This is a genomic window from Ruegeria sp. YTSA105 (genome assembly GCF_059610225.1).
Genome location: NZ_JBXWNE010000013.1, coordinates 25,658 through 49,081, shown reverse-complemented (window position 1 = coordinate 49,081; position 23,424 = coordinate 25,658). Strand labels below are relative to the sequence as shown.

General features: G+C 54.7%; 22 protein-coding genes and 1 tRNA gene. 4 read left to right on the top strand and 19 right to left on the bottom strand.

From position 1 onward, the window contains the following. Window positions 1–151 precede the first annotated feature (151 nt). A complete protein-coding gene (locus AC2FH2_RS15355) occupies window positions 152–5,266 on the top strand; it encodes a RecQ family ATP-dependent DNA helicase (protein WP_496824253.1) in 5,115 nt (1,704 codons plus the stop codon). A 7-nt stretch (window positions 5,267–5,273) separates the two neighbouring features. Continuing rightward, window positions 5,274–5,768 carry a hypothetical protein gene (locus tag AC2FH2_RS15350; RefSeq protein WP_496824251.1) on the top strand — a complete coding sequence of 165 codons (495 nt, stop codon included), beginning with the start codon at window positions 5,274–5,276 and terminating at the stop codon, window positions 5,766–5,768. A 51-nt stretch (window positions 5,769–5,819) separates the two neighbouring features. Here AC2FH2_RS15350 and AC2FH2_RS15345 read toward each other — a convergent pair whose 3' ends face one another. The 8 genes from AC2FH2_RS15345 to AC2FH2_RS15310 form a co-directional block, all read right to left on the bottom strand. After that, window positions 5,820–8,921 (bottom strand): type I restriction endonuclease subunit R, encoded by a 3,102-nt coding sequence (locus AC2FH2_RS15345; protein ID WP_496824249.1) that lies wholly within the window; start codon window positions 8,919–8,921, stop codon window positions 5,820–5,822. Next, complete coding sequence (locus AC2FH2_RS15340) at window positions 8,914–10,170, bottom strand: AAA family ATPase (protein WP_496824247.1); 1,257 nt, start codon at window positions 10,168–10,170, stop codon at window positions 8,914–8,916. The genes AC2FH2_RS15345 and AC2FH2_RS15340 overlap by 8 nt, the downstream gene beginning before the upstream one ends. Continuing rightward, window positions 10,167–11,402, bottom strand: coding sequence for a restriction endonuclease subunit S (locus tag AC2FH2_RS15335; RefSeq protein ID WP_496824245.1), 1,236 nt, complete (start codon window positions 11,400–11,402; stop codon window positions 10,167–10,169). Before AC2FH2_RS15335 ends, AC2FH2_RS15340 begins: the two co-directional genes overlap by 4 nt. Then, on the bottom strand, window positions 11,399–13,015 hold the full coding sequence (locus AC2FH2_RS15330) for a type I restriction-modification system subunit M (protein ID WP_496824243.1): 1,617 nt from the start codon (window positions 13,013–13,015) through the stop codon (window positions 11,399–11,401). The genes AC2FH2_RS15335 and AC2FH2_RS15330 overlap by 4 nt, the downstream gene beginning before the upstream one ends. Further along, window positions 12,940–13,134, bottom strand: coding sequence for a methylation-associated defense system helix-turn-helix domain-containing protein MAD1 (gene mads1, locus AC2FH2_RS15325; protein WP_058239057.1), 195 nt, complete (start codon window positions 13,132–13,134; stop codon window positions 12,940–12,942). Before mads1 ends, AC2FH2_RS15330 begins: the two co-directional genes overlap by 76 nt. A 221-nt stretch (window positions 13,135–13,355) precedes the next feature. Further along, a complete protein-coding gene (locus tag AC2FH2_RS15320; protein ID WP_496824241.1) occupies window positions 13,356–14,432 on the bottom strand; it encodes a site-specific integrase in 1,077 nt (358 codons plus the stop codon). Next, window positions 14,407–14,913, bottom strand: a complete 507-nt coding sequence (locus AC2FH2_RS15315) for a helix-turn-helix domain-containing protein (protein ID WP_496824239.1) — start codon at window positions 14,911–14,913, stop codon at window positions 14,407–14,409. The genes AC2FH2_RS15320 and AC2FH2_RS15315 overlap by 26 nt, the downstream gene beginning before the upstream one ends. A 10-nt stretch (window positions 14,914–14,923) precedes the next feature. Next, window positions 14,924–15,172: a helix-turn-helix transcriptional regulator gene (locus AC2FH2_RS15310; RefSeq protein WP_227446561.1), complete on the bottom strand. Its 249-nt coding sequence runs from the start codon at window positions 15,170–15,172 to the stop codon at window positions 14,924–14,926. A 125-nt stretch (window positions 15,173–15,297) separates the two neighbouring features. On the opposite strand from AC2FH2_RS15310, the gene AC2FH2_RS15305 reads away from it, so the two are divergent. After that, entirely contained in the window at window positions 15,298–15,849 is a 552-nt protein-coding gene (locus AC2FH2_RS15305) for a hypothetical protein (RefSeq protein ID WP_496824236.1), read from the top strand. A gap of 12 nt (window positions 15,850–15,861) precedes the next feature. Next, the gene (locus tag AC2FH2_RS15300) at window positions 15,862–17,040 is read left to right on the top strand and encodes a tyrosine-type recombinase/integrase (protein ID WP_496824234.1); all 1,179 of its coding nucleotides are present in this window, start codon (window positions 15,862–15,864) and stop codon (window positions 17,038–17,040) included. A gap of 66 nt (window positions 17,041–17,106) precedes the next feature. Here AC2FH2_RS15300 and AC2FH2_RS15295 read toward each other — a convergent pair. The 11 genes from AC2FH2_RS15295 to AC2FH2_RS15245 all read right to left on the bottom strand — a co-directional run bounded on the left by AC2FH2_RS15295 (window position 17,107) and on the right by AC2FH2_RS15245 (window position 23,412). Beyond that, window positions 17,107–17,181: transfer RNA gene (locus tag AC2FH2_RS15295), tRNA-Phe, on the bottom strand. Between the two features lie 79 nt (window positions 17,182–17,260). After that, on the bottom strand, window positions 17,261–17,443 hold the full coding sequence (locus AC2FH2_RS15290) for a DNA gyrase inhibitor YacG (protein WP_496824232.1): 183 nt from the start codon (window positions 17,441–17,443) through the stop codon (window positions 17,261–17,263). Further along, window positions 17,440–18,462, bottom strand: a complete 1,023-nt coding sequence (locus AC2FH2_RS15285) for a ribonuclease E/G (RefSeq protein WP_142639006.1) — start codon at window positions 18,460–18,462, stop codon at window positions 17,440–17,442. The genes AC2FH2_RS15290 and AC2FH2_RS15285 overlap by 4 nt, the downstream gene beginning before the upstream one ends. Further along, a complete protein-coding gene (locus AC2FH2_RS15280; protein WP_271952459.1) occupies window positions 18,459–19,037 on the bottom strand; it encodes a Maf family protein in 579 nt (192 codons plus the stop codon). The genes AC2FH2_RS15285 and AC2FH2_RS15280 overlap by 4 nt, the downstream gene beginning before the upstream one ends. A gap of 10 nt (window positions 19,038–19,047) precedes the next feature. Beyond that, a complete protein-coding gene (infA, locus tag AC2FH2_RS15275) occupies window positions 19,048–19,266 on the bottom strand; it encodes a translation initiation factor IF-1 (RefSeq protein ID WP_005978431.1) in 219 nt (72 codons plus the stop codon). A gap of 91 nt (window positions 19,267–19,357) precedes the next feature. Further along, window positions 19,358–20,233 (bottom strand): carbon-nitrogen hydrolase family protein, encoded by an 876-nt coding sequence (locus AC2FH2_RS15270; protein ID WP_281973619.1) that lies wholly within the window; start codon window positions 20,231–20,233, stop codon window positions 19,358–19,360. A gap of 366 nt (window positions 20,234–20,599) precedes the next feature. Further along, on the bottom strand, window positions 20,600–21,199 hold the full coding sequence (locus tag AC2FH2_RS15265) for a GNAT family N-acetyltransferase (RefSeq protein ID WP_496824230.1): 600 nt from the start codon (window positions 21,197–21,199) through the stop codon (window positions 20,600–20,602). Further along, window positions 21,192–21,590 carry a ketosteroid isomerase-related protein gene (locus AC2FH2_RS15260; protein WP_496701175.1) on the bottom strand — a complete coding sequence of 133 codons (399 nt, stop codon included), beginning with the start codon at window positions 21,588–21,590 and terminating at the stop codon, window positions 21,192–21,194. The genes AC2FH2_RS15265 and AC2FH2_RS15260 overlap by 8 nt, the downstream gene beginning before the upstream one ends. Window positions 21,591–21,592: 2 nt before the next feature. Continuing rightward, on the bottom strand, window positions 21,593–22,045 hold the full coding sequence (locus AC2FH2_RS15255; protein WP_142639018.1) for an arsenate-mycothiol transferase ArsC: 453 nt from the start codon (window positions 22,043–22,045) through the stop codon (window positions 21,593–21,595). 3 nt (window positions 22,046–22,048) lie between these two features. Further along, the gene (locus AC2FH2_RS15250; RefSeq protein WP_142639020.1) at window positions 22,049–22,528 is read right to left on the bottom strand and encodes a UPF0262 family protein; all 480 of its coding nucleotides are present in this window, start codon (window positions 22,526–22,528) and stop codon (window positions 22,049–22,051) included. 86 nt (window positions 22,529–22,614) lie between these two features. After that, entirely contained in the window at window positions 22,615–23,412 is a 798-nt protein-coding gene (locus AC2FH2_RS15245; RefSeq protein WP_496824228.1) for a hypothetical protein, read from the bottom strand. Window positions 23,413–23,424: the final 12 nt, after the last annotated feature.

Here is a 23,424-nt window from a genome sequence, read left to right as displayed (position 1 = left end):
GCCGCCGAAGGTTCCGCTCCTTGTGAATAATTATTAGCCTGCGAATATGAAAAACTTAATTTCCCGCGGCATATCGAAGGCCCTTGGCCGTGGCAAACAACAGCCACTTGAAAGCCCCGAGGCTATTCCGCCGGGAAATAAGCATATTCAAATGCCGCGGGAACAAGCCAACGTATTGTCGCGTTGTCTGTCGATTGATCTGGAGGTTGATCCCAAGGAAGCCAAGTTGTTCGCCTTTGCAGCCGTGCCAGACGGTGATGGAGAGGGGATAATTCATCGTAAAGGCGATCCGAAGGCCGCGCTTGAAAAGCTCGACTTGTTTTGCGCCGGTTTCGCACATGTCATTGGACACAATATTCTGCGCCATGACCTGCCGCATCTCATGGCGGTCTCGCCGCGCTTCGCAAAGCTCGCGGACGGACCGATTGACACGCTGTGGCTCAACCCCTTGGCGTTCCCGCGCAATCCCTACCATCATCTGGTCAAGCACTACCGCGATGGGCGGCTTCAAAGTGGTCACGTCAACGATCCCGAGCTCGACGCGCGTCTTGTGTTCGAGGTTCTTCGCAATCAGATCGACGCCTTGGTATCGCTGAACACGTTGTCGCCAGAAACGATGATGGCCTATCACTGGTTGTGCTGCCGAGGTCCCGGTAGCGACGGGTTTGATCGGTTGTTCAGCGACGTGCGCGGGGCGCCTATCCCGACAGAAGCAGAAGCGCACGAGGCCATTCGGAAGTTGCTTAAAGACTTGGCCTGCGGCGCGCAGGTGGACGCCTTGCTCGAGCGGCTCTCGGACACTGGGCTGGGCTGGCCGATGGCATATGCCCTTGCCTGGATTTCGGTCGCTGGTGGGGATTCTGTTATGCCGCCTTGGGTGCGGGCGCAATTCCGTGACGCAGCACGGCTGGTCAAAGACCTGAGAGATACGAATTGTCGTGATCAGCACTGTGCCTATTGCGCAGAGCACAATGATCCCACTCGTGCGCTCGAACGATGGTTCGGTTTTCCAAGTTTCCGCCCGGAACCAATCGACGAGAACGGACGCCCGCTTCAAGAAAAGATTGTGGCGACGGCCATGGAAGGCGACAATTTGTTGGGCATCCTTCCGACGGGCACGGGTAAATCCATCTGTTACCAGATCCCCGCGCTGTCTCGGTTCGACAAGACCGGGGCCTTGACCGTCGTAATATCGCCGCTTGTGGCGCTGATGGCGGACCAAGTTCAGGGCCTGGTTCGGGCCGGAATTTCCTCGGCAGTGACTATTAACGGGCTATTGTCATTGCCCGAGCGTCAGGATGCGCTTGACAAGGTGCGGCTCGGAGATGCTGCGATCCTTTTGATTTCGCCCGAACAACTGCGCAGCACAACAGTTCGGTCCGTTCTGGCACAGCGCGAGATAGGGCTGTGGGTGTTGGACGAGGCGCACTGCGTGTCCAAATGGGGACACGATTTCAGACCCGACTATCGCTACGTTTCGCGGTTTATCAAGGAGAGCTCAGGCGACGAACCGGCTCCGGTGCTTTGCTTGACCGCGACAGCGAAGCCAGACGTCGTGCAAGACATCCGCAATCATTTCAAAGAGCGTTTGGGGTCCGAACTGGTGTTGATCGACGGTGGCGCATCGCGGTCGAACCTGAGCTTCCAGGTGCTGCCAACGCAGCGTGCCACCAAGATGACCGATATCCTCGACACGATCGAAGCCCAGCTTCCGCGCGAGGGCGTGTCAGGGGCCGTCGTCTACTGTGCGACCCGAAACGCAACCGAGCGCGTGGCGGAGTTCTTAAAACAACAAGGCATCGCCGCTGAACGCTATCATGCGGGCCTCAGCGCCGATGACAAACGTGAGATCCAGGAAGATTTCCGCGTTGGCAATCTGCGCGTGATCGCGGCCACCAATGCCTTTGGGATGGGGGTCGACAAGCCGGACATCCGTCTGGTGGTTCACGGGGACGTGCCGGGGTCGCTGGAAAACTACCTGCAAGAGGCGGGTCGCGCCGGGCGAGACCGCGAACCTGCAAACTGCGTCCTGTTGTTCAATACCGAAGACGTTGATCGTCAGTTCAGCCTCAGCGCGCGTTCTCGACTCGCGCGGCACGAAATCGGCGCGATCCTGAAGGCACTTCGGCGCCTTGATGCTCGGACCGGAAAAGGCGGTGAAATAGTCGCTACACCCGGTGAGATCGTTCATGAGGAGAAAGAGCGAGATTTCCAGCGGGACAGCAATACCGACGATACGCGAGTGAAGACGGCCGTCGCCTGGCTGGAAGAAGCACACCTTCTGAACCGCGAAGAAAACCGGGTGCAGGTGTTCCCCGCCTCGCTCCGAGTAAGAAGCATGAAGGAGGTCCGTAAAATCCTTGCATCCGCTGAGATCACCGAGCGGCGGCGCGAGGATCTGGCCGCCATCGTGCAGCATATCATCAACGCGCCGCAGGAAGAGGGCATCACCACGGACGAGCTCTGCGGGGTCAGTGGGCTGACGATGTCGGGCGTTCGCAAAGCTTTGGCGGACCTCGAGGCCTTGGGGATTGCAAAAGATGATACAAACATCACCATCTTCGTGCATGTGCGCGTCGAGAATGCCTCGCCGAAACGATTCCAAGCGGCGTCCCGGTTGGAAGCTGACCTGATTGCGATCCTTAGAGAGCACGCGCCAGACGCGGACATCAATGAGGCTGTGCCCTGCCATCTGGCCTCAGTGGCGCAGGACCTGCGGGAGCGGGGACACGCCTCCGTGCGGCCCGATATTGTCGAGGGTTTGCTCCGTGGGATTGCGCAGGATGGCCGCGACATGGATGGCGGCAGAGGCAATATTGGCCTGCGCAAGGTGTCTAAAGGCAGTGTAATGGTGCGAACGCAAAGATCATGGGGGACAATCGAACAGACCGCTCAGCTTCGCAGGCAGGCCGCAGAGCGATTGGTTTCATTCTTGATCAACAAGGTTCAGGCTGGCCTGCGTGGGAAAGATGTTCCCGTCGAGACCACGCTTGGCGACCTTCTTGCAGCAATCAACAGCGATGCGCTATTGCGGACATCTGTCAATCACCCTGCAAAGCTGATGGACCGGGCGCTTCTGTGGTTGCACGAACAGCAGGTGGTGACTCTGGGCAAGGGTTTGTCCGTGTTCCGCTCGGCCATGACGTTGCACATCAATCAGAAGGGCGGCGCTTTTACCACCCAGCATTTCGCGCCGCTCGAAGACCACTACACTGAACAAACCATCCAGACCCACGTGATGGCGGCATATGCGGGCAAAGGTATCGACGATATCGATCAGGCCCAGCGGCTCGCGCATGACTATTTCGCAATGGATCAGTCCGACTTCATGAAAACTTGGATGCCAGGGAAAATTTCGGAGTTCAGACGGCAGGCAACACCTCAGTCTTACGCCGAGATCGTCGACAATCTGGTGAATTCGACACAAGAGCAGATCGTGCGTGACGACCGCGAACAGACCAATGTCCTTGTCCTCGCGGGGCCGGGGTCGGGCAAGACACGCGTGCTGGTCCATCGCGTCGCTTATCTGGTCCGGATCAAGCGCGAAGATCCAAACGGTATACTGGTGCTCGCCTACAATCGTCACGCGGCCGCCGAGATCCGGGAACGCTTGCGTCTGCTGATTGGCGAAGATGCTCGCTTTGTGACCGTCTTGACCATCCATGCCTTAGCCATGCGGTTGATTGGCGCGAGCTTCGCCGGACGGGAAACGGCCGATGAGCCTGATTTCGAGACGCTTCTGATCGATGCGGCACGTCTTTTGCGTGGCGACGGGCTGGACAAAATCGAGGCCGAAGCCTTACGAGAGACCTTGATCCAAGGGTTCCGATGGATTCTCGTGGACGAATATCAGGACGTTGGGCCCGAGGAATACGCCTTGATCGCAGCGGTGGCCGGTCGCAGTATCGACGACCCCGATCAACGCATCAGCCTGTTCGCGGTCGGCGATGACGACCAGAATATCTATGCGTTTGCCGGCGCATCGGTGCGCCACATCCGGCAATTCGAACAGGATTATTCAGCCAAGCCGGTCTTTCTGACCGACAATTATCGCTCGTCGAAAAACATCATCAGCGCAGCGAATGCCGTGATCGAAGGATCTCGGGAACGTATGAAAACTGGCCATGGGATTACAGTCGACAAATCGAGGCAAAAGGACCCGGCCGGGGGGATCATGGAAAGCCTCGACCCGGTTGCGCAGGGGCGGGTCCAAATCCTTGGCTGCCCGGCCGGAAATGACGCTCAGGCCCTTGCGGCGGTCAACGAGATGATCCGCCTGTCAAAACTGATCCCGGATTGGAGCTGGAAGGGCGCGGCAATCATTTCTCGTGATTGGCGCAAGCTTCTGCCAGTCCGCGATTTTGCCGAGGCGCATGGAATTCCAGTCGAAATGGCGAACGAAAACTTGCCAAGTGTGTGGCGCACCCGTGAGATGCGGAGGTTCATTGGTGGCCTGCGCGAGAGGCACGTTGCCTTGGTCAGCTTGGGCGACCTTACCGAAACTCTGAATGCGATACCCACGAGCCGTTGGACTGACCGGATCGGCGAGGGACTTGGCCAACTTGCGCGTGAAGTTGATGGCAAAGCGCTTCCGAGCCCTGACGTGATCGAATGGTTTGCTGAATGGTCGAAAGACTCATGGGGCGAGCAGCGTGGCCTCAAGTTGTTGACGGCGCATCGCGCGAAAGGCCTCGAATTCGACGATGTCGTGATCCTGGATGGTGGTTGGGAGCGGCCCTCGCGAAACGAAGATCAGGACGCGCCGAGGCGTTTGTTCTATGTCGCCATGACACGTGCGCGGCGCAATTTGATCGTAATGAGTAACGACAATCACGAATACCTTCCCACCGAGTCACCTTCCGTCGTCAAGCGGCACGTGGTGCCCGACTTGGCGACAGTCCCTGGCCCGCGCCGGTTCTTTCAATCGCCAGAAATGAAGATGGTCGACCTGTCATTTGCAGGGCGCCAAGGTGATCGGCACATTGTTCATGACGCGATCGCTGAAGCGCAGGTCGGCGCGCCAATCAAGCTCGCCAGTGTTGGAGATCGCTGGCAGATCGAGGATATTCAAGGGCGGGTCCTCGGGCGGATGGCAAGAGCATTTACGCCCCCGATTGGCACGAAATTTGTCACCGGCGAGATCGCGGCCATCATACACTGGCGTAAGGAAGATGCCGATGAGCGTTTTCATCACCTGATTAAACGCGCCAATTGGGAAGTCGTAGTGCCTGAACTGGTTTTCGAAGAGGCCAAGGGGGCAGTATAAGATCAGAATGGCAAGTGGGGCGGTCAAGCAATCGTTCGCTGCACTTGCCACTAAGGACTGCTCAGGGCCGTTATCACACATTCCAACAAGATGGATTATTGGCAGCTTTGTCCGCATGGCGGGCCAACACTGTTTTCGGACACCCCCAACATTTCCATGTGAAGTACACATCTTGAGCGGAGCAAATTGTGGAGCAAACAGCCCCTTGCCCATTCAATCAAGCAGACGCAGTCTACATTTAAGGCTTATAAAACAGATTGTTAGCTACAATCTGATCCTGGATAAATGGTGCCCGGGGGCGGAATCGAACCACCGACACGAGGATTTTCAATTTTCGGGCCAAGCCGACCCGATCAATCTGCAAAAGCCTCAACGTATTGACTTTGCAAAACTTCTGTTGCTAGCGGGGGCTCTTGTTGTTCCGAACAAGGCCGGACAATCCCAGAACATTCCGAACGTGTTTACACGTAAATTACACATGGTGATCGCAGCCCATGTTTGAATGTTCTCACAGTGTCCGTAGGCATTGAAATTAAAAGCAATTTCTGACCCGCTAAACTTTTCCACCAACACCTTTGAATTTTTCGACAAATGCGGCAATCTTCTCGAAGACGGTCGTCTTCTTGGTCCGAAACTGAGGATTTAGTGGACTCATTTTGGGAAGTATGGCGTTGAGGTCAGCACCGTTTTCATTTGCAAATTCGCGTTTTATGGAAGCAGAAATATAGCGCCTTGCAGCATCGGAATTTAGATCTTCCGACCTGATAAGCTCTTCTACCTCTTTGCGTTGCTCTTCCTGAGCGAAAGAGAAAAATGCATCGATCACACCTGCCTTATCATCAATCTGATCAAGATCAGTCCGGTTGATAAAGTCCACAATCAGGCTCTCTTTGGCTCGATTTCCAAGGCTACCGCGAATGATGCGGCGAGCATCCTCAATCAGATCACCTTTGCTCTTCACCTTTTTGTTTTTCTCAAAGATGAGCTCGAGGATGAAGTCGAGGTTGATCTCCTGCGATTTCAGAAGATCCACTTCGAACACGACATCATCCCACTCGATATCGCTTTGTTCTTGCTCAGCCGCAGACTTTTCCCGGCGCAGCCAATCGCGAATGTCGTTGTATGTTGATCTATAGTCTTGGACTGCCCGGTCTGAAGGCAGTTCTACCGCCTCCAGGTCTCGTAGGTTCTCGTCGCTCAAGTAGTGCTTTCGCTTGAACTCCTCAACGGCACCGGGATCTGTTAAATCCAGCCCCTGATAGGCTTTCAATGCAGAAAACTCGTCGTAGTTTCTGAGCACATTCTCAACTCTCAGATACTCACCAAAGAGCTTCGCGAACTCTTTCTTATCTGCTTCTTTGACAATCTCGTCCGGCTTTGGAAAGCGCTCGGTCAGCTCCTTCACAACACCAATGAACCCGCGTCGCGCCTCGCCGGTTTCCTGATCAACGAAACCATTCATGTACTCGTCGTAGCTCTTCTCAAGCACAACGTTCTTTGTGTTCTTGTCACCGAACAGCGTGATCGCATCAACGGTCGCTTGCTCAAGGTCCCTGAACGCTACGATATTGCCGAATGTCTTGGTCGCATCGTAGATCCGATTGGTTCTGGAGAACGCTTGCATCAAGCCATGAAAGCGAAGATTTTTGTCGACAAACAAGGTGTTGAGCTTTGGCGCGTCAAAGCCTGTAAGGAACATACCGACGACAATAAGTAAGTCGATTTCCTTCGAGCGAACCCGGCTGGCAAGGTCGCGGTAGTAGTTTTGAAAACCATTGCTATCGACACTAAAATTCGTCTTGAAAAAGGAATTGTAGTCTTTGACTGCGACGCTCAGAAACTCCTTGGCGCTGCTATTCATAGCTGACACATCGAAGCTTTCATCCTGAATGTCACCGATCGCATCTTGCTGTTCGTTGGCCGCAAACGAGAAGATCGTCGCGATCTTCAGCGGCTTTTCAATGCCCGCCTGCAGAGCGTTTAAGGTTTCATAATAGAGCTTTGCGGCATCCACACTACTGACAGCGAACATGGCATTGAACCCACTGCTGCCCGCTTGCATCCGGTGAGTTTTTTGACGGAAGTTGTTCAGTATATACTGAGAGACTTCCCGAATACGTTCTGGATGAAGTAGCGCTTGCTTGTTTTCAGCAGCGCTGAGTTTCTTTTCGTCTTGCTCTGTCTCGATGGCTTTGAACCGGGGACGCACATCGTTGTAGTCGACCTTGAACTTCAGAACCTTTTCGTCGCGAATGGCATCGGTGATCACATAAGAATGCAGCTCGCGCCCAAACACGCCCGCGGTCGTTTCAGCCCCAAGCGCATTCTCAGGAAAGATCGGCGTTCCTGTGAAGCCGAACTGATAAAACCGTTTGAACTTCTTCTTCAGATTCTTCTGTGCCTCACCGAACTGGCTGCGGTGGCATTCATCGAAAATGAAAACCACCTGCTGTTCATATACCGACAGGTCACCCTCTGACTTCATCAGGTTGTTCAGCTTTTGGATCGTCGTTACGATAATTTTGTTATCGTCCTTCCCCAAGTTGCGCTTCAACCCGGCCGTGCTGTCGGAACCGTTGACGCTGTCAGGGGAAAACCGCTGGTATTCCTTCATGGTCTGGTAGTCGAGGTCCTTACGGTCCACAACGAAGAAGACCTTGTCGATAAAATCCAGCACGGTTGCCAACCGTGCCGCCTTGAAACTCGTAAGAGTTTTGCCAGAGCCTGTGGTGTGCCAAATGAAACCACCGCTCTCCGGCTTCCTCCAGTTTTTGGCCTCATATGAGCTTTTGATCTTCCACAGGATGCGTTCAGTCGCCGCAATCTGGTAAGGGCGCATGATCAGTAACGTGTCGCTGACATCGAAAACCGAATACTGCAACAGAACGTTTAACAGCGTGCGCTTCTGAAGGAAGGTCGCGGTGAAATCCTTGAGATCTTTGATCAGTTCGTTGTCGGACTTCGCCCAGTTCATGGTGAAGTCGAAGCTGTTCTTGTTGCGCTTGGTCGTGTTGGCGAAATACCGGGTGTCGGTGCCATTCGAAATCACGAAGAGCTGCAGGAACTTGAACAGGGAATGCTCGCTGTTGAAGCTTTCCTTGCTATAGCGGTGAATCTGGTTGAACGCTTCGCGGATCGCAACGCCGCGCTTTTTCAGCTCGATCTGCACCAGGGGCAAACCATTGACCAGGATTGTCACGTCATAGCGATTGGCGTGCGTACCCACCTGCTCGAACTGCTTGATCACCTGCAGCGTGTTGCGTGCCTTGTTTTTTTTGTCGACCAGGTAGATGTTCTGGATGCGCCCGTCGTCGAAGACGAAATCATGGATGTAGTCGTCGTGGATCTTTCGAGTTTTGTCGACGATGCTGTCGCTCGGCTTGTCGAGGTATGTTTCGACAAAACGCTTCCATTCATCATCTGAAAACGTGACGTTGTTCAGCTGCTCGAGCTGCACCCGCACATTGGCAAGCATGGCATCTGGGGTTGTCAGAGCAGGTAGGAATTCATAGCCTTGGTTGACCAGATCCTGCACCAATTCGCGTTCCAAATCGTCTTCGCTTTGGTAGCGATCGGCGGCGTCCCACCCCTTAGTGTACTGGTCGAGGACAATGAAATTCTTCGTTTCCGCGATGGTTTTCGTCTGCTCAACCATTTTGTTCGTCCTGTTGCCGGTAGCCGTAGTTGTCCATCAAGTTTTCAAACAACAGCTTCACTGTGTTCCGCTCAGGTGGCGTTGGGTCGCGCACCTGCTCGTTCGATAGCGAGGAATGGCTGAATGTATTGATTGCGCGCACATATGCCTCTTTGTCGCCAGGAGCCGTATCCAAGAGATCGGCCCACTCTCGGTGCCCCAAAAAGCCAGCTGTTTTCTCGTATAGATTTCGCAGAAGCGTGAAATGATAGCGCTCAACTTTGTTTTCAGCGATCGCCTCCTTCAGAACTTTTCTCAGGTGAAGATGGTAAGAGAAGCTTGTGTTGGCATCGCCATATTTAACGTTCAGATTGAAGGTCCCGTCATCCAGCCGCTCTAGTAGATAGCAGCCTTCTTTCTTGCCTTGTTTTTTGAGCCCCAGCTCATTGTGGAGCACATTGTAGAACAGAGGGCTGTGTGTCGTAATCACGAACTTAAGTTCTTGCGGAGCAGTTTTGATCAACTTGGCTAAATCAACTGCCAAAACGATCAGATGGTTTTCGTCGAGCGACGTGACGGGGTCGTCGATGAAAACATATTCTAAGTCTTCAAATTGCGTAGCGTCCTGTCCTTCGGCCTCCGGCGAGTTAAGGGTCGAGATGACCTCTCTTAGAAGGGTAAAAAAAATGCTCCATATGAAGAGGCTTTCTTCCCCCTTGGAAATTTTGAAGTTCCCACTCCCATCGTCGCCGCCAGTTTCAAGCGAAAAGGAAACCTCAGAAAACGCCCGCACTGGTATCTCTTCGCCATCTTTGTCTTGGCGCGAGTAAGCCTCATTGAAAGTAGGTGTAAGCTTGTCGTTCGCGTAGCTCTGAAATGTCGTCGTAATGTTCACCTCCTGGCCCTGATCAACCAATATCCAATCGGTGAACGTGTTTGGCTGAATTTTGAGCTTTGGCTCCCCATCATCCAGCAGGTCATTGCCCCAATAGAATAGGTCCTCGGTAAACGCATTATAATATAGGATTTTTTGACGCGACTGCTCTTCATCGCCTCCATCATCAGACTTGGGGGCGATCAACTCCTTAAGTGCACGCGAGAGCCTTGTTTTGCCTGTGCCGTTGAAAGCATAGATCAGCTGAACTTTTGGGACAGGTTTTGTCTGTTCAACCTCTTTGGGCTGAATCTGCTTGGTCTCTTTGGTCACAGTCGTTCGGGTGACCTGTGGCGTACTGAGATACTTTGCAATCTCCTCGAGGGTCTGGCTCATCTAGCGGCCTCTTCAGGCTTGGGAAAACTCAAGAGCAGGTCGCGGTAGTATTCATATTGCTGCTGACGCAACTTGATTTCACGAGGCAAGCCTTCGCTGCGCGATGTTGTCAGCGTGTCGAACTTGTCGAGGATATTGACGACGCGGTCTTGCTCTTCAGCAGAGGGGACGGGAACTTTCACGCTAAGAATCCAGTCTTTCTTGAGATGCGTTTGATCGTAGCCGCTATCGTATCTGAGCAGTTGTTTGTTGCGGTTCATAACATAGTGGAGGAATTTTGAAGAGAAAGACTCTGGGTCCTTCACTCTCAGCAAACAGACCCGTTGATTGGCTGCATAGCGGCCGTCTTCTCCAACGAAAAACGTCTTGGCAAGCGCCCGACCATTGGGAAGATCACTCATTACCATTGCAACGTCGTTCTTGAAGGCTGGTGTCAAAACATCGGTCGTTCTTACAAATCGTGCTGACTTGCCATCGGTCGAAATAAAGCCTGCAGTCAACAGTGCGATGTCACCATCTGGTGTGACAAGTTTTTCATGCGGTTTGGCGTTTTGAAAATCGACCACATCGCTCAAAGTCTTCCACTCCACGTCACCATCTTCAAATCTCAACAGTTCGTCTCGGTAGTGGTTGTATTGCTGTTTCCGGGCCGTAAGCTCGACAGTCAGTTCGGCGGTCAGCTTGGTAAAGCTGTCCAAAATCCGAACGATCTCCGCTTGGATCGCTAGCGATTTTTCTGACTCGTCGGGGCATGGGATCGGAATCTGGAATGCCTTTATCTTCCCGTCAGAAATAGCTGGATAAGCCGCACCACTCTGCTGCTCTTCGACGTACTGCTTGAACTCTCGTGAGCCGATCCAATATAACAGCCACTTCGGTAGAACGGCGGTTTGATCAGCCCGCAGGACGCAGTAGCCAGTACTGACTACTTCACCAGAAAAGTCAGAGCCAATAAGGCAATATCGTTGTTGTGTAGGCCGAGTTGTTGCAAATATGAGATCATCAGTTTCAACAAGTTTTTGCGCTCGACTAGGCGCTGTATCTGCTGTGATTTCTTTCGTTTCGGAAATGGTATGCGTCTCGATATCGACCGAAGATAAATCGATGTAGCGGACCGTTCCGGCAACCTCTCCCCATCTGATGTTGCGAGTAGGCAACGTAACTTCTGAGATTGGCAACCACGCCACCGTAGCCCCCTCCAACAGCTTTTCCAGACAGCTCCGATTGCTCATGCCTCGATCTCCGCAACGATGGCATCGATGTCTGCGCGCAGTTGGTCAATCTTGGCAACGGTGGCTTCCAGATCGGCATTTAGCTTGGTGATATTGACAACCTCGCGGGTGTCCTTGGGTTCAACATAGGCGCTCACCGACAGATTGTAGTCTTTCTCGACAATCGTGTCGTAGGGGACGGTTTCAGCCACGTGCGGCACGTTCTCTTTGGTATCGAACATCTTCATGATCTCGGCAATGTGCCGGTCCTCCATGAAGTTGTTGTTCGTGCCCTTTCGGAAGAACTCCTCACCCGTAGCATCGATGAACTGAACGCCCGTATCGGTCTTGTTCTTGGCCAGCACGAGAATGTTGACTGCGATGGTCGTGCCGAAAAACAGATTTGGCGCAAGGGCGATCACCGTTTCAACGAAGTTGTTGTCGACCAGATACTTGCGGATCTTCTGCTCTGCCCCGGCGCGGTAGAAGATACCAGGGAAGCAAACGATCGCGGCGCGCCCCTTGGCCGACAAGTAGTGCAGCGCATGAAGGACAAAGGCAAAATCCGCCTTCGACTTTGGGGCCAGCACCCCGGCGGGCGCAAAACGGTCATCGTTAATCAGCGTCGGGTCATCCGCACCCTTCCATTTCACCGAATACGGTGGGTTCGACACGATGGCGTCAAAGGGCTTGTCATCTTGGAAGTGCGGGTCCTCGAGCGTGTTGCCGTATTGGATGTTGAACTTGTCGTAGTTGATGTTGTGCAGGAACATGTTCATGCGGGCGAGGTTGTAAGTGGTGTAGTTGATTTCCTGCCCGAAGAAGCCGTCTTCGATGATGTGTTTCTCAAACTCGTCCTTGGCCTGCAAAAGCAGCGAACCAGACCCCGCCGCCGGATCGTAGATCTTGTTGACGCTGGTCTGCTTGTGCATGGCCAGTTTGGCGATGAGTTTGGACACATGGGTCGGCGTGAAGAATTCACCACCGGATTTGCCCGCGTTGGCGGCGTAGTTCGAGATCAGGAATTCATAGGCGTCGCCGAACAAGTCGCCTTCGTTGTCGTCGAACTTCAACGGCAAGCCTGCCACGCCTTTGAGGACTTCAGCCAACCTTTCGTTCTTCTGCTTGACCGTATTGCCGAGGCGATTGCTCGTGGTGTCGAAATCAGCAAACAGGCCTATGATATCCTCTTCGGACGGGTAGCCACTGGCCGAAGCCTCGATCGCCGAAAAAACTTCGGCAAGGTCAGTGTTCAAGCTGTCGTTCTTGCTCGCGGTTTTCACCACGTTTTGAAAGAGTTGGCTGGGATAAATGAAGTAGCCCTTGGTCTTGATCGCGTCGATTTTGGCTTCATCCGGGATGTCTGCGTCGGACATGCCTGCATAATTGATGCTATCGTCGCCACCTTCGATGTAGGTGGTGAAGTTCTCGCTGATGAAACGATAGAACAGAGCACCCAGGACAAACTGCTTGAAGTCCCAGCCGTCGACAGCACCACGTACACGGTTTGCGATGCTCCAGATTTCTCGGCGCAATGCCTCAGCCTGTTGTTGCCCAGTCATTTTTGCTCCCCTTCTTGTTTTTGTTCCTGCTCGGCAATCCAGCGGTCGATCTCGCTTTTGCGAAACCGCCATGCACTTCCCACCTTAAACCCGGGAACCTTGCCCTCAGATGCGAACCGATATGCCGTTTTCTCAGCGATCTTGAGATACTCAGCGAGCTCTTTCACAGTCAAAATATCTTCGTTGGGCATTTCGGCAATGTCCTCTCTGAGGGATACTGGTTGAAACTAGTTGAAAGGAGACGAAGCGGCAATCTTGTGTTTGTTCTGGAAATCATATGTTCGCGCCGTGGTTGGCGGCGTATGGCGCGCGTATAGCAAAGAGCGTCAAGCTGCACGATGGGGTCGCACCTACACTCATCTCTTGTGGCTGCAGTGGCTTGCGCTTCAGTTCCCACAGATAGGAAGAGCGTTCAGTCCTTCGTCTGATCAAACCTGTCCAACAAGAGTTCTAGCTTGGCCTCCAAGTCTTTGCTTTTCCCGGCGTTGCGGATGAGCTCTCGTTGCCTAGCTAGGGGGATCTGTCCATAGCTCGACAAGGTTGTGACGACGCTCTCATGACCTAGATTCTGGCTGAATGCCTTGAATTCTTCGGGTGTCCGGCATGTGAGGTAGGCATACTCGACGACTGTGTTTCTCACTCGATGCGGTGTGAAATACGGCAAGTCAGCTTGCTCAAACGCGCGCCTGAAAATCTGTCGAATGGGCTGGGAATTGGACCAGACTTGGCGCTTGATTCCGTCCACAACCGGCCCTTTTTTGGGATCAATCCGTTGCCGCGATTGTGGGAAAAGAGGATCGTTGGGCTGCCACTGGAGATCGTCGCGTAGGTAGCTGACCCAGGAGAATAGAACGACTTCAATCTCAGGACCAAGAGGCAATAGAACCGACTCAATCAACTTGCTATTCTTGGTGCGGACGGTTTTCGGGTCCTGTACGATCATCTGGCGTTCGATGTCGACATGGCCTAGCAGCAAAGAGGCGGCTGCGTTGTCGCGGATGCCGGTCATCATGAGAAGGGCAAATACCGCACGGTCCCGCTTCTCCAGAATGGTCTCCGAAGGCATCGATGCTAATGCACGCTTCAACTGGTCCATGGTCGGTGAGGGCTTCGTCGGCGAAGATGTCGCCGCGCGTATGTCTTTTTCAGAGAGGTTGAAGTAGGCGATGGCGTTGGTGTCGATTTTGGACTTGAAGCCCGGCTGTACTGTCAGCCACCGGAAGAACCGTTGCACCGCTTTCAAGGTCGACAGGACCGTCGAGTTTCCGAGGCGTTTGCTTTCGTCGGCGGGGGAGGACAGCTCCGCCCTGAAGCCTTTCGCCTGATCGCGATTGAAGCGTCCAAAGTCGCAGAAACCAGTATACTCCTCGAAGCGCAGGATCGCCTTTTCGACCCCGCGCACGGTGGCTTCAGACTTTTGATCCGCTTCGCGCAAGAACTCAGCGTAGTCACGCTTGATCCGTTCATTTTCCGCGTTGAACTTGTCCATTTTCGTCTTGCTCCTTTGAGACACCATCCAAGAGGGGAATGCTGCTCCCCTTTAGGCTTGGGGTCCGCCTCTGGAGTGGTCCGAATGACGTGGTGTATTCGGGCAGTCGGGAAGCGCTCCCTGCGCGGCAGATTTTCCCGCCACATGTGCAGCAAGCCCCAACCAACCGAACCGTTTTCTCGTTGAGATCAGCAATGTGGACTGTGCCCAGGACTGGCAGGCGCGGTGCACGGCATGACAAGCAGTACATCTCGTCTGGGCCGCACTTTTGCTTCCTGCCTTTGGCACGGACGTCCAGGTATCTGCGAAGTTCCGCGCCGTGGATCAGGGTTGGGCTCTGGCCATCAATCGCACCCAACCCGTTCTTGAGCCACCGGCGAACAGTGTGAACGTGAACTTCGAGAAGCGCCGCGACTTCAGGCACCGAGTAAGTACGCCTAATGCGGATACGCCTGCGGTCCGGGTTCTTGGCTCCCGGCATCCTCTCGGCCCTAGTCGCTCGCCCGGATTTCCCGACCGCCGGTTCCGGCGAGGCGAGGGGCGGCGGCGATCCAGGACTGCAGGTCTTCGAGGAAGTAGAAAGCGCGCCCACCCAACAGAACGTACTGCGGTCCTTGACCCTTCATCGCCCAGTCGGCGAGCGTCTTCGGCGAGCAGCCAAGGTAGCGGGCCGCGTTCTTGCGATCCATGCGCCCGTCCGGGTGAATGAAGACGCGCTGGGTATCAGTATCGATTTTCATGGTTTGTTTCCTTGCTCAACAGGCTTTGTCGGTCAGCACACGACAAGAAGAGCAAGGCATGTATTGAAACTCAATACATAACGTGCAAAATGGATCACGACAGAACGTTTCGACACGAGGACATCATGGCAATTAAGGCTCCAAAGGGCTCTGGATCGAAGTTGGGCAGGACGGAGACCGTCTCGATTCGGCTTGATCCGCGTCTCAATTTCCTGTGCGAACTTGCGGCCAGATCGCAGCGCCGCACCAAATCTTCCTTCATCGAGTCGATGTTGGCCGAGCAGATTCAAACACTCGTCATCAACAAGTGGCGTGAGCCGGGATATGGTGACCCAAATACCTTTGGTGATGCCGCCGAAACGCTCTGGCATGTGCGCGAAAGCCAGCGTCTTGTGTCGTTGGCACTGATCGCGCCAGAACTGATGACATTCGAAGAACAGCACGTCTGGGCGCTTATCGAAGAAAATGGTTATTTTTGGCTGGGTCGCTGGGAAAAAGAGCGCTGGAAGTTCAGCACCAACCTTGGGTCGATCATTAGGGATCGCATAGATGAATATTGGGATGATCTTCTTGCCGTAGCTTTGGGCGAGAAGAGTGCAGACGTGCTCCCCAAGGTGACGGAAAAGTCAGGAAAGCCGGAACCCAAGCGAGACATCGACGAAGAAATTCCGTTTTGAGGGCGCATTTTCATGGCAATTCGTTTTTCCAAACTGACACGTCCTGCAATCCGCGCCCTGAAGGTCGGTAATAGCCTAACCGAACATGGCATCACGTTCCGCCGTGACGCGAATGGAGATGGCGTATATTCCGTCAATATCATGGTTGACCGTAGGCGTATTCATCGTGTGATTGGTCGAGAGTCCGAAGGCGTTACGAGGCAGCAGGCGGAAGACTTCATTGCCCAAGCCAGAACCGATGCAAGGCGTCAGCGATTGGAGTTGCCCGAGGGGCGCAAAACGCCCCTGAGCTTCGAAGAAACGGCAGACCGCTACGTTCAGAGGCTTCGGGATAGTGACGGAAAGAACATCGACATCAAAGAGCGTCAGTTAAGGCAGCACTTGGTGCCGTTTCTTGCAGCCAAGCCTTTGAGTGCCATCGAGTCCTTCGACGTTGAACGCTACAAAAAGGCCCGCCGCTCCGCGGGCGCAGCAAAGGCTACCGTGAACCGGGAATTGGCCACACTTTCACACCTGCTGAACCAGGCGGTCGAGTGGAAGTGGATCAAGAGCAAGTCGGTCAGAATCAATCGCTTCAAAGAAGATAACCAGCGGATCGTGTACCTGACGGATGATCAGTGCGTTGCGTTGTTGGACGCAGCAGCATCGGATCACAACGAAAACGTCCACGCTTTCGTCATGGTCGGACTGCACACGGGGATGCGTCATGCGGAAATTCTCGCGATCCTTCGTGAAGACGTCGACGTCGCAAAGCGAGTGATTTGGGTGCCGCAGGCCAAAGCAGGGTCTCGTGAGCAACCGATCACGCGCGAACTGGCCGAGTATCTTGGAAGACACATTGATATGTTGCCGCCCGGTTGCGAGTGGTTGTTTCCCTCTCCGGGAAGCGCCACCGGCCACGTCCACACGATCCGTAAGGCCTTTCGCCGCTCTGCTGAACGCGCTGGGCTTGATCCCGATCAGATCACCCCTCACACCCTTCGCCATACGGCGGTGACGCATCTGGTTCAGGCGGGTGTAGACCTGCCTACAGTTCAACGGATTTCCGGTCACAAGACGTTGTCAATGGTTGCACGCTACGCGCATCAAAGCGGCTCGCACATCGAAGCCGCAATGGATCGGCTGGAAGGGCGGGTCAGCGGCACCCAGGATGACAACATCCGTAGGCTGAAGTCGAAAAGTTCGGCCTGATTACACACGAATTACACGTGCACTTGAGTGCATCAAGCCGGATGAAGTCTAAGCCTTTGATTTTTATGGTGCCCGGGGGCGGAATCGAACCACCGACACGAGGATTTTCAATCCACTGCTCTACCCCTGAGCTACCCGGGCACGGATACGGCTTCTGCCGTTGGGTGGAGGCGTTCTATGACTTGCTACTGGCAGTGTCCAGAGGCTTTTTTACATTTTTTCAATGTGGGCGCGTCATCTCAGTTTCAGTTGAAGAAACACCCTGTTCAACGTCTTCTTCACGCTGCGAAGGAACCGCGTAAGACCCGTTCAGCCACTTGGCCAAATCAATGTCTGCACAGCGTTTCGAACAAAAAGGACGGAATTGAGACACCGTTGGTTCGTGACAGATCGGACAGCTCATTTCAGCACTTCCGCAAGGGAAATCCGGCCGCGTTTGCGTTGCAACTCATAGTGACCCAACGGGGTCCATCCTGCCAGAATCGTCTCGATCGGATCAGACTTGAATGCAGATCGCAAAGCGGCTTCGAAACCGCGCCGGTCTTTCTTGGGCATTGGAGCGAGGTCGAGCGTGATCTGCCCCCCCAACCCACGGACACGCAATGCACGTGGCAGTGCTTTTGCGCAGGCGAAATTGGCCTTGGTTCCGGCGGCCATCGAGGTGTCTGAACCCGTGTTTACATCTACGGCCACCAGGGCGCGGGTGGGCTGGATATAGATGTGTCCGCCCCCGGCCAATGGTTCTGATATTCCGCCCGCCTGATCCAATGCATCCAAGACACCATGCGCCTCAAAGGCGCCGGGCTCGGTGACGACCTCGGCCGGGTCGGTCCAGTCGCGCCAGGCCAAAACATGCGGCCCATCACCTGCGAGCAGAACCTCAGGCTCGGTACCGGGATCGTTCATCACAGCATCGGCATGAGCCAGCATGACGCCGATATCCTCGGCAATCTCTTGGGCATTCTCGCCCTGACAGCAGGACCGCAGGATCAACCCGTGTTCGCTGCCTGCCATGGCCTCATGTGCGATTTCCAGCAAGCGGTCGCGTTCATCCTCATCCCGGATACTGCGCGATATATTCAGGCCCGGTGCATCCGGAGTGACAATCGCAAAGCGGCTTTTGAACAGCACGCGATCCGTCACCGGCAGCGCCTTTCCGGGTTCGACAAAACCGGTCACCTGGACCAGCTTAAGCTCTCCAGGGGCCAATCCTTTGACCTGTCGCAAAAAGGCCTGGCCGTCCGGCGTGGCCAGAAACATCCCGCCCTGCCCCTTGACCGGGCGATCCGCCCGCGCCCGGTAGATAGTACCGGGTGCCGGGGCTTCGGAAGCAATCAGGAAATCGTCAAGCTTTCCGTCCACCATCAACGCCGCGGCCTCGCGGTTGTTGATGTGGTCTAAAACGATGGTACGCCCCTTCATGGTGCCTCGCGATACAAAGGATAGCCGATGCCCTGCAGCAATCCGGCGGTCTCGGATAATGGTAGGCCCACGATGCCCGTAAACGATCCGGAAATCCATGGGATGAAGGCTCCTGCAGGCCCTTGGATCGCATATGCACCGGCTTTACCCTGCCAGTCACCCGTCGCCAGATAGGCATTGATCTCAACATCCGACAGGCGCTTGACCTTGACCTGAGAAACGACGTCGCGTTGCAATACACGCTCTCCGCGGCGAACAGCGACCGAAGTGATCACCCGGTGCCGCCGCCCGGACAGAGCGTGCAGAAACTCGGCCGCCTGACCTGCATCTTCGGGTTTTCCCAGGATGCGCCGGCCCAGCGCAACCGTGGTGTCCGCACACAGCGTGACATCATCGCTTTCGGCGGGAACTGCTTGCACTTTGGCGCGCGTGATCCGGTGGCAATAAGGCACCGGCAACTCACCCTTCAAAGGCGTTTCGTCAATGTCAGGGGCGCGGATGGCGTCGGGCTGTACGCCAAGCTGCGCCAGCAGGTCCAGCCGCCTTGGGCTGCCCGATCCAAGAATAAACGCCATGTGTCGGGCGTTACTTAAAGCGATAGTTGATCCGACCTTTGGTCAGATCGTAGGGGGTCATCTCGACTTGAACTTTGTCGCCAGCCAGAACACGGATGCGGTTCTTGCGCATCTTGCCTGCCGTATGTGCGATGATCTCATGGCCGTTTTCCAGCTCGACCCGAAACGTCGCATTAGGCAGGAGTTCCTTCACGACACCGGGAAATTCGAGCGTATCTTCCTTGGCCATGTTGTCTCCATAATTACGTTGCACCCGCAGAATCTACGGGGATGTGCGCCTAAATGAGCCTATTTGGGGCTTATTTCAAGGGCGTATTCACCTAAAGAGAGGATATTGTGACTGTTTCGACTCGACCGCACTGCTCGTCCCAATGGGCGCGGTTCAACACATGGCCATCCCGGCGCACATTGGCGATCGTAGTCAAGTCGACGTCGGCATAGGTCCAGCCAGGTTGGTTCAGCGCACCCTCTGCTAACACTCCGGTCGCGGGAAAACCCTTGTCAGGTGGACCAAAAATACCGCCCGTTCCTGTATTCATATCCACCGCATCGGACCATTCGTTTTTGCCCACGAGAGACGCCATGACCGTAACACATTGGTTTTCCAGCGCACGCGACATAGCCCCGATGCGGACACGCCAGTATCCTGCCAACGCCTCGGTGCATGAGGGAACCAGGATTATATCCGCCTCACTTAGGGCTCTGCCCAGCAGGGGGAATTCACTGTCATAGCAGATCAGGATTCCGATTTTTCCAAGTGGGGTATCAAACAATTTCAGTGGTCCGCCCGGCGCGATATCCCAGTCTTCGCGTTCAAAGCGGGTCATGATCTGTTTGTCCTGATGGTCAAACGTCCCGTTCGGAGCGTAGAGCACAGCCCGGTTTACCGGACGGCCTGACCCGTCAATCACTGGAGCGGATGCGCCCAGGATGTAGGTCTCATGCTCTTGAGCCAAACGCGAATGCAGGGCCTGCACGTCCCCCATCCGATCTGAAACAGCACGGATCGAGCGTTCCAGATCACCCGCCACTTCGGCCCCGTCCAAAGTCGACAATTCCATCGCGCCATACTCGGGGAAAACGAGAAGATCTGCCCCCTGCCCTGCGGCATCCGAGACCCAGCGGGCCAGCTTATCTTCATACTGCGCCCAGTTTTCGAGCCAGTCGAGGTTATAGGCGGCGGTGGCAGCTTTCATGGAATAACTTTCATTGCGCTGGTTTGGCGAACACTAGTTGAGGGCGCCCTGAAAAGTACAGGCACATATGCGCATATACCGGCCCAGCAAGGGATTGTGAGTTGGCATCTCAAGCCTGAAATGGCTAAATAAGATTAGGAGAGTTGCGATGCAAAACCGGGAAAGTTTCGAAAAGTTCTATTACACAAAGGTTGGCATGGGAGAAGCCTGCGGTTGCGCCGAACGGATTATCGACGTGTACGAATTCAACCGAACGGGTGGAGCGCTATCAAAATCAACTCCGAGACAGCAAAGGCGGAAACGCCGGTCAATCAGGGCTTGGGCCGTAAAATACGGCCTTCTTGGGCGCAAACGTCAGCCATAAATCTAAGCCGTGATATCCCTGATCCAGAATTGCAAAGGCTTCAGCGTCTCGCCTTCTTCGCCGATATCCCTCCACGAAAACTGCGCGACAGCGCCGGGCAACGGCTCATACTTCCGCGCGCTCCAAAAAGCATCCAGCGGGCGGTAGGTGTCAGGCCGCATCGGGTGATCGGTTGGGCGCTGAACACCGCAAAAGGCACATTTGGTGAATCCAAAGCTGCGCGCATGGGCTTCGCGCAGGTCAAAGAACCTATGCCCCACGCCCTGCCCGCGATAGTTGGGCAGCAAGACGGATTCGGCGCAGTAGAAGATCTGGGACAAGTCCAGCCCAGAGCCATCGAAGGCCGTCGCGAAATCGGCGGCATGGTCGACTAGCGGGGCGCCGGTCGATGCGCCGATCAGACGATCCCCGTCAAAGGCACCAACAACGATGGATCTGTCGCTGTCACGGTAGGATTGCAGATATTTCCGCTCGTATTCCAGATCGCCGTCATAAAGATACGGCCATGCCCGAAACACCTCGATCCGCAAGCGAGCGACGTCATCCAGAGCCGCCTCAAGCGCCGCCCCGGTCAAGGCGCGAACGCCTGTGACCTCAGCCATTCGAGACCTGCTTGGTCCAGTCGGCCAGGTTGTAAAAGGTGGTGACCCGCGTGATCTTGCCATCCTTCAGGTCAAAGAACGACCCGGCTGGTAGGCGGTAGGTCTGCCCGCGTGCTTTGGGCAGGCCTTCATCCGTCTCAAGATAGGTGCCGTTCACGATGAATTCAGCGGCGGCACGGGTACCGCCATCGGCCGCGAACACAACGATATCGGTGAGGTTCTCGCGATAGCAGCGGTTCATGTGGTCACAAAAAGCTGCGAATTTCTCTTTGCCCACTCGTATCTGGCCTTCGTTCACATGATGGGCCACGTCGTCGGACAAACAGGCCAGCATGCCGGTTACGTCCCCGGCGTTGAAGGCTTCGAAATAGGTTTTGACGGTTTCGTTCATGGTCACTCCGTTGGTTCACCCCAGCGGTCCTTCAGATGCTGAATGATCTGATCGCGGGTCTGTCGGTAGTGATGTAACTTTTCCTCGCGGCTTTCGCCCAGCCCGGTAGGGTCCATTATTGGCCAATAATCGACATCCAGATGAAAAACCCGCGTCAAATCCAGCGCACGGCGCTGGCTGGCCGGCGACAGCGCTACAATCAGATCGAACGAGCTGAGGTCGTCGCCCCATTCCTGCATTTCATCAAACGACCGGGACCGGTGACGTGAAAGCTCGACGTCGATTTCATGACAGACCGAAATGCAAAAGCCATCGATCTCAAGATCGTTGTGCACCCCGGCGGATTGCACATAGGTGCCGGTGCCATAAAACTTCTTCATGATGCCTTCGGCCATCGGAGATCGGACCGAATTGTGGTCGCAACAGAACAAGATGGACTGCGGCAGAGACGTCACCCGTCACCCCCCGAAATGCAATACGCAGATCAACGTAAACAGGCGACGGGCTGTGTCTGAATCAACTTCGGCCTTGCCTTCCAGACGTTCCTGCAACACCCGACTGCCTTCGTTGTGGATACCGCGCCGGGCCATGTCGATGGTTTCGATCTGGCTGGGCGGCAAAGTCTTTACGGCGTCGAAATAGCTTTCACAGATCTGGAAGTAGTCCTTGACCACCTGCCTGAATGGTCCAAGGGACAGATGGAACTCGGCCGCTTTTTCTTCGGCTTCGGTGGCAATGTCGAAGACCAAACGCTTGTCACGGATCGAGAGTTGCACATGATACGGCCCTTCCGGAACCACACGATCATCGCGTTTGGGCAGCGCGAAAGCGTTATCCTCAAGCAGATCATAGATTGCCACTTTGCGCTCCTGCTCGATCTCGGGTGTCGGCGGGGGCAAGTTTCTATCATCCAGTTCGATGTGCGAAATTCGGGTCATGGTCGTTTGGTCCGTTCAGGTCGGGACAGACTTATCCCAATGGAAATAAATGGGCAACGCAGTGACGGGCCGTCCGACGAAAATCGTCAAAGCGGGTGTTCGGACGGATCTATTCCGTGTTTGCGCAACAGCGTATCGACCAGTGAACCAGAGTTGATTTGGCGGCCAAGAAAGATCTTTCGGAACCAGGATCCAAAAAAATGGACAGACATCTGTTGGTCCCACTTCAAAAAATCCAGTTTGGAAAGGTCGGGGTCATTCCAAAGGCTGCGATATCGCAATGGGATAGGATAGAGGACCGACCTGTGCACAGCCATCTCATGCTCTGGTGTGCCATAAAGAAAGTGAAACAGCATGGGCGGACCAAAGCTGAAAATTGGCAGGCTCCAATAGGTCGACCCGTTGAACATTTGGCTGTAGGTTTCCTTATGCTCTTGTGTCCACCATGGCGGCACCAGATCGCTGTCAAAAGCATATTTGCACATGGCTTGCAGCCCCGGACTGTCGCTGGGCAACGCAAGTACACCGTTCATGATCCGTTGTTTCTTGAGGTTCGCATTCGGAAAAAGATACCCGTTCTGTGTCTCAAATGGCCGGACCGCATAAGCATCCGCATCGGCCCAGATATAGTCGGTTTTTTGCATCAACTGCAGACGGAAAAGATCTGCATGAACGGCCACGGATCGGGTTATCGGATCGCGGTAGATCTCGGGAGTATCATAAATTTCGCGGGCATCGCGCGGCTCGATATAATCCGGAATGTCTTCAAGATCGCCATAGTGATAGACGATTGGCTTCTGGTCGACATCGGCGAAGGACTTCAGGCACAGATGTTCCAAAAAGCTAAAGCGCTTACCGATCCAGAGGGTCGCCACACGTTCCAAATCAACCTCCTT

Excerpts from the sequence above, each read along its gene's own strand:
- AC2FH2_RS15335 (WP_496824245.1), bottom strand. The coding sequence starts at position 11,402 with ATGAGCAATCGGAGCTGTCTGGAAAAGCTGTTGGAGGGGGCTACGGTG.
- AC2FH2_RS15315 (WP_496824239.1), bottom strand. The coding sequence starts at position 14,913 with ATGCCGGGAGCCAAGAACCCGGACCGCAGGCGTATCCGCATTAGGCGT.
- AC2FH2_RS15290 (WP_496824232.1), bottom strand. The coding sequence starts at position 17,443 with ATGAGCTGTCCGATCTGTCACGAACCAACGGTGTCTCAATTCCGTCCT.
- infA (WP_005978431.1), bottom strand. The coding sequence starts at position 19,266 with ATGGCCAAGGAAGATACGCTCGAATTTCCCGGTGTCGTGAAGGAACTC.
- AC2FH2_RS15300 (WP_496824234.1), top strand. The coding sequence starts at position 15,862 with ATGGCAATTCGTTTTTCCAAACTGACACGTCCTGCAATCCGCGCCCTG.
- AC2FH2_RS15345 (WP_496824249.1), bottom strand. The coding sequence starts at position 8,921 with ATGGTTGAGCAGACGAAAACCATCGCGGAAACGAAGAATTTCATTGTC.
- AC2FH2_RS15280 (WP_271952459.1), bottom strand. The coding sequence starts at position 19,037 with ATGGCGTTTATTCTTGGATCGGGCAGCCCAAGGCGGCTGGACCTGCTG.
- AC2FH2_RS15340 (WP_496824247.1), bottom strand. The coding sequence starts at position 10,170 with ATGAGCCAGACCCTCGAGGAGATTGCAAAGTATCTCAGTACGCCACAG.
- AC2FH2_RS15265 (WP_496824230.1), bottom strand. The coding sequence starts at position 21,199 with ATGGCTGAGGTCACAGGCGTTCGCGCCTTGACCGGGGCGGCGCTTGAG.
- AC2FH2_RS15270 (WP_281973619.1), bottom strand. The coding sequence starts at position 20,233 with ATGAAAGCTGCCACCGCCGCCTATAACCTCGACTGGCTCGAAAACTGG.
- AC2FH2_RS15330 (WP_496824243.1), bottom strand. The coding sequence starts at position 13,015 with ATGGCGGTTTCGCAAAAGCGAGATCGACCGCTGGATTGCCGAGCAGGA.
- AC2FH2_RS15355 (WP_496824253.1), top strand. The coding sequence starts at position 152 with ATGCCGCGGGAACAAGCCAACGTATTGTCGCGTTGTCTGTCGATTGAT.
- AC2FH2_RS15305 (WP_496824236.1), top strand. The coding sequence starts at position 15,298 with ATGGCAATTAAGGCTCCAAAGGGCTCTGGATCGAAGTTGGGCAGGACG.
- AC2FH2_RS15250 (WP_142639020.1), bottom strand. The coding sequence starts at position 22,528 with ATGACCCGAATTTCGCACATCGAACTGGATGATAGAAACTTGCCCCCG.
- AC2FH2_RS15350 (WP_496824251.1), top strand. The coding sequence starts at position 5,274 with ATGGCAAGTGGGGCGGTCAAGCAATCGTTCGCTGCACTTGCCACTAAG.
- mads1 (WP_058239057.1), bottom strand. The coding sequence starts at position 13,134 with ATGCCCAACGAAGATATTTTGACTGTGAAAGAGCTCGCTGAGTATCTC.
- AC2FH2_RS15310 (WP_227446561.1), bottom strand. The coding sequence starts at position 15,172 with ATGAAAATCGATACTGATACCCAGCGCGTCTTCATTCACCCGGACGGG.
- AC2FH2_RS15285 (WP_142639006.1), bottom strand. The coding sequence starts at position 18,462 with ATGAAGGGGCGTACCATCGTTTTAGACCACATCAACAACCGCGAGGCC.
- AC2FH2_RS15320 (WP_496824241.1), bottom strand. The coding sequence starts at position 14,432 with ATGGACAAGTTCAACGCGGAAAATGAACGGATCAAGCGTGACTACGCT.
- AC2FH2_RS15260 (WP_496701175.1), bottom strand. The coding sequence starts at position 21,590 with ATGAACGAAACCGTCAAAACCTATTTCGAAGCCTTCAACGCCGGGGAC.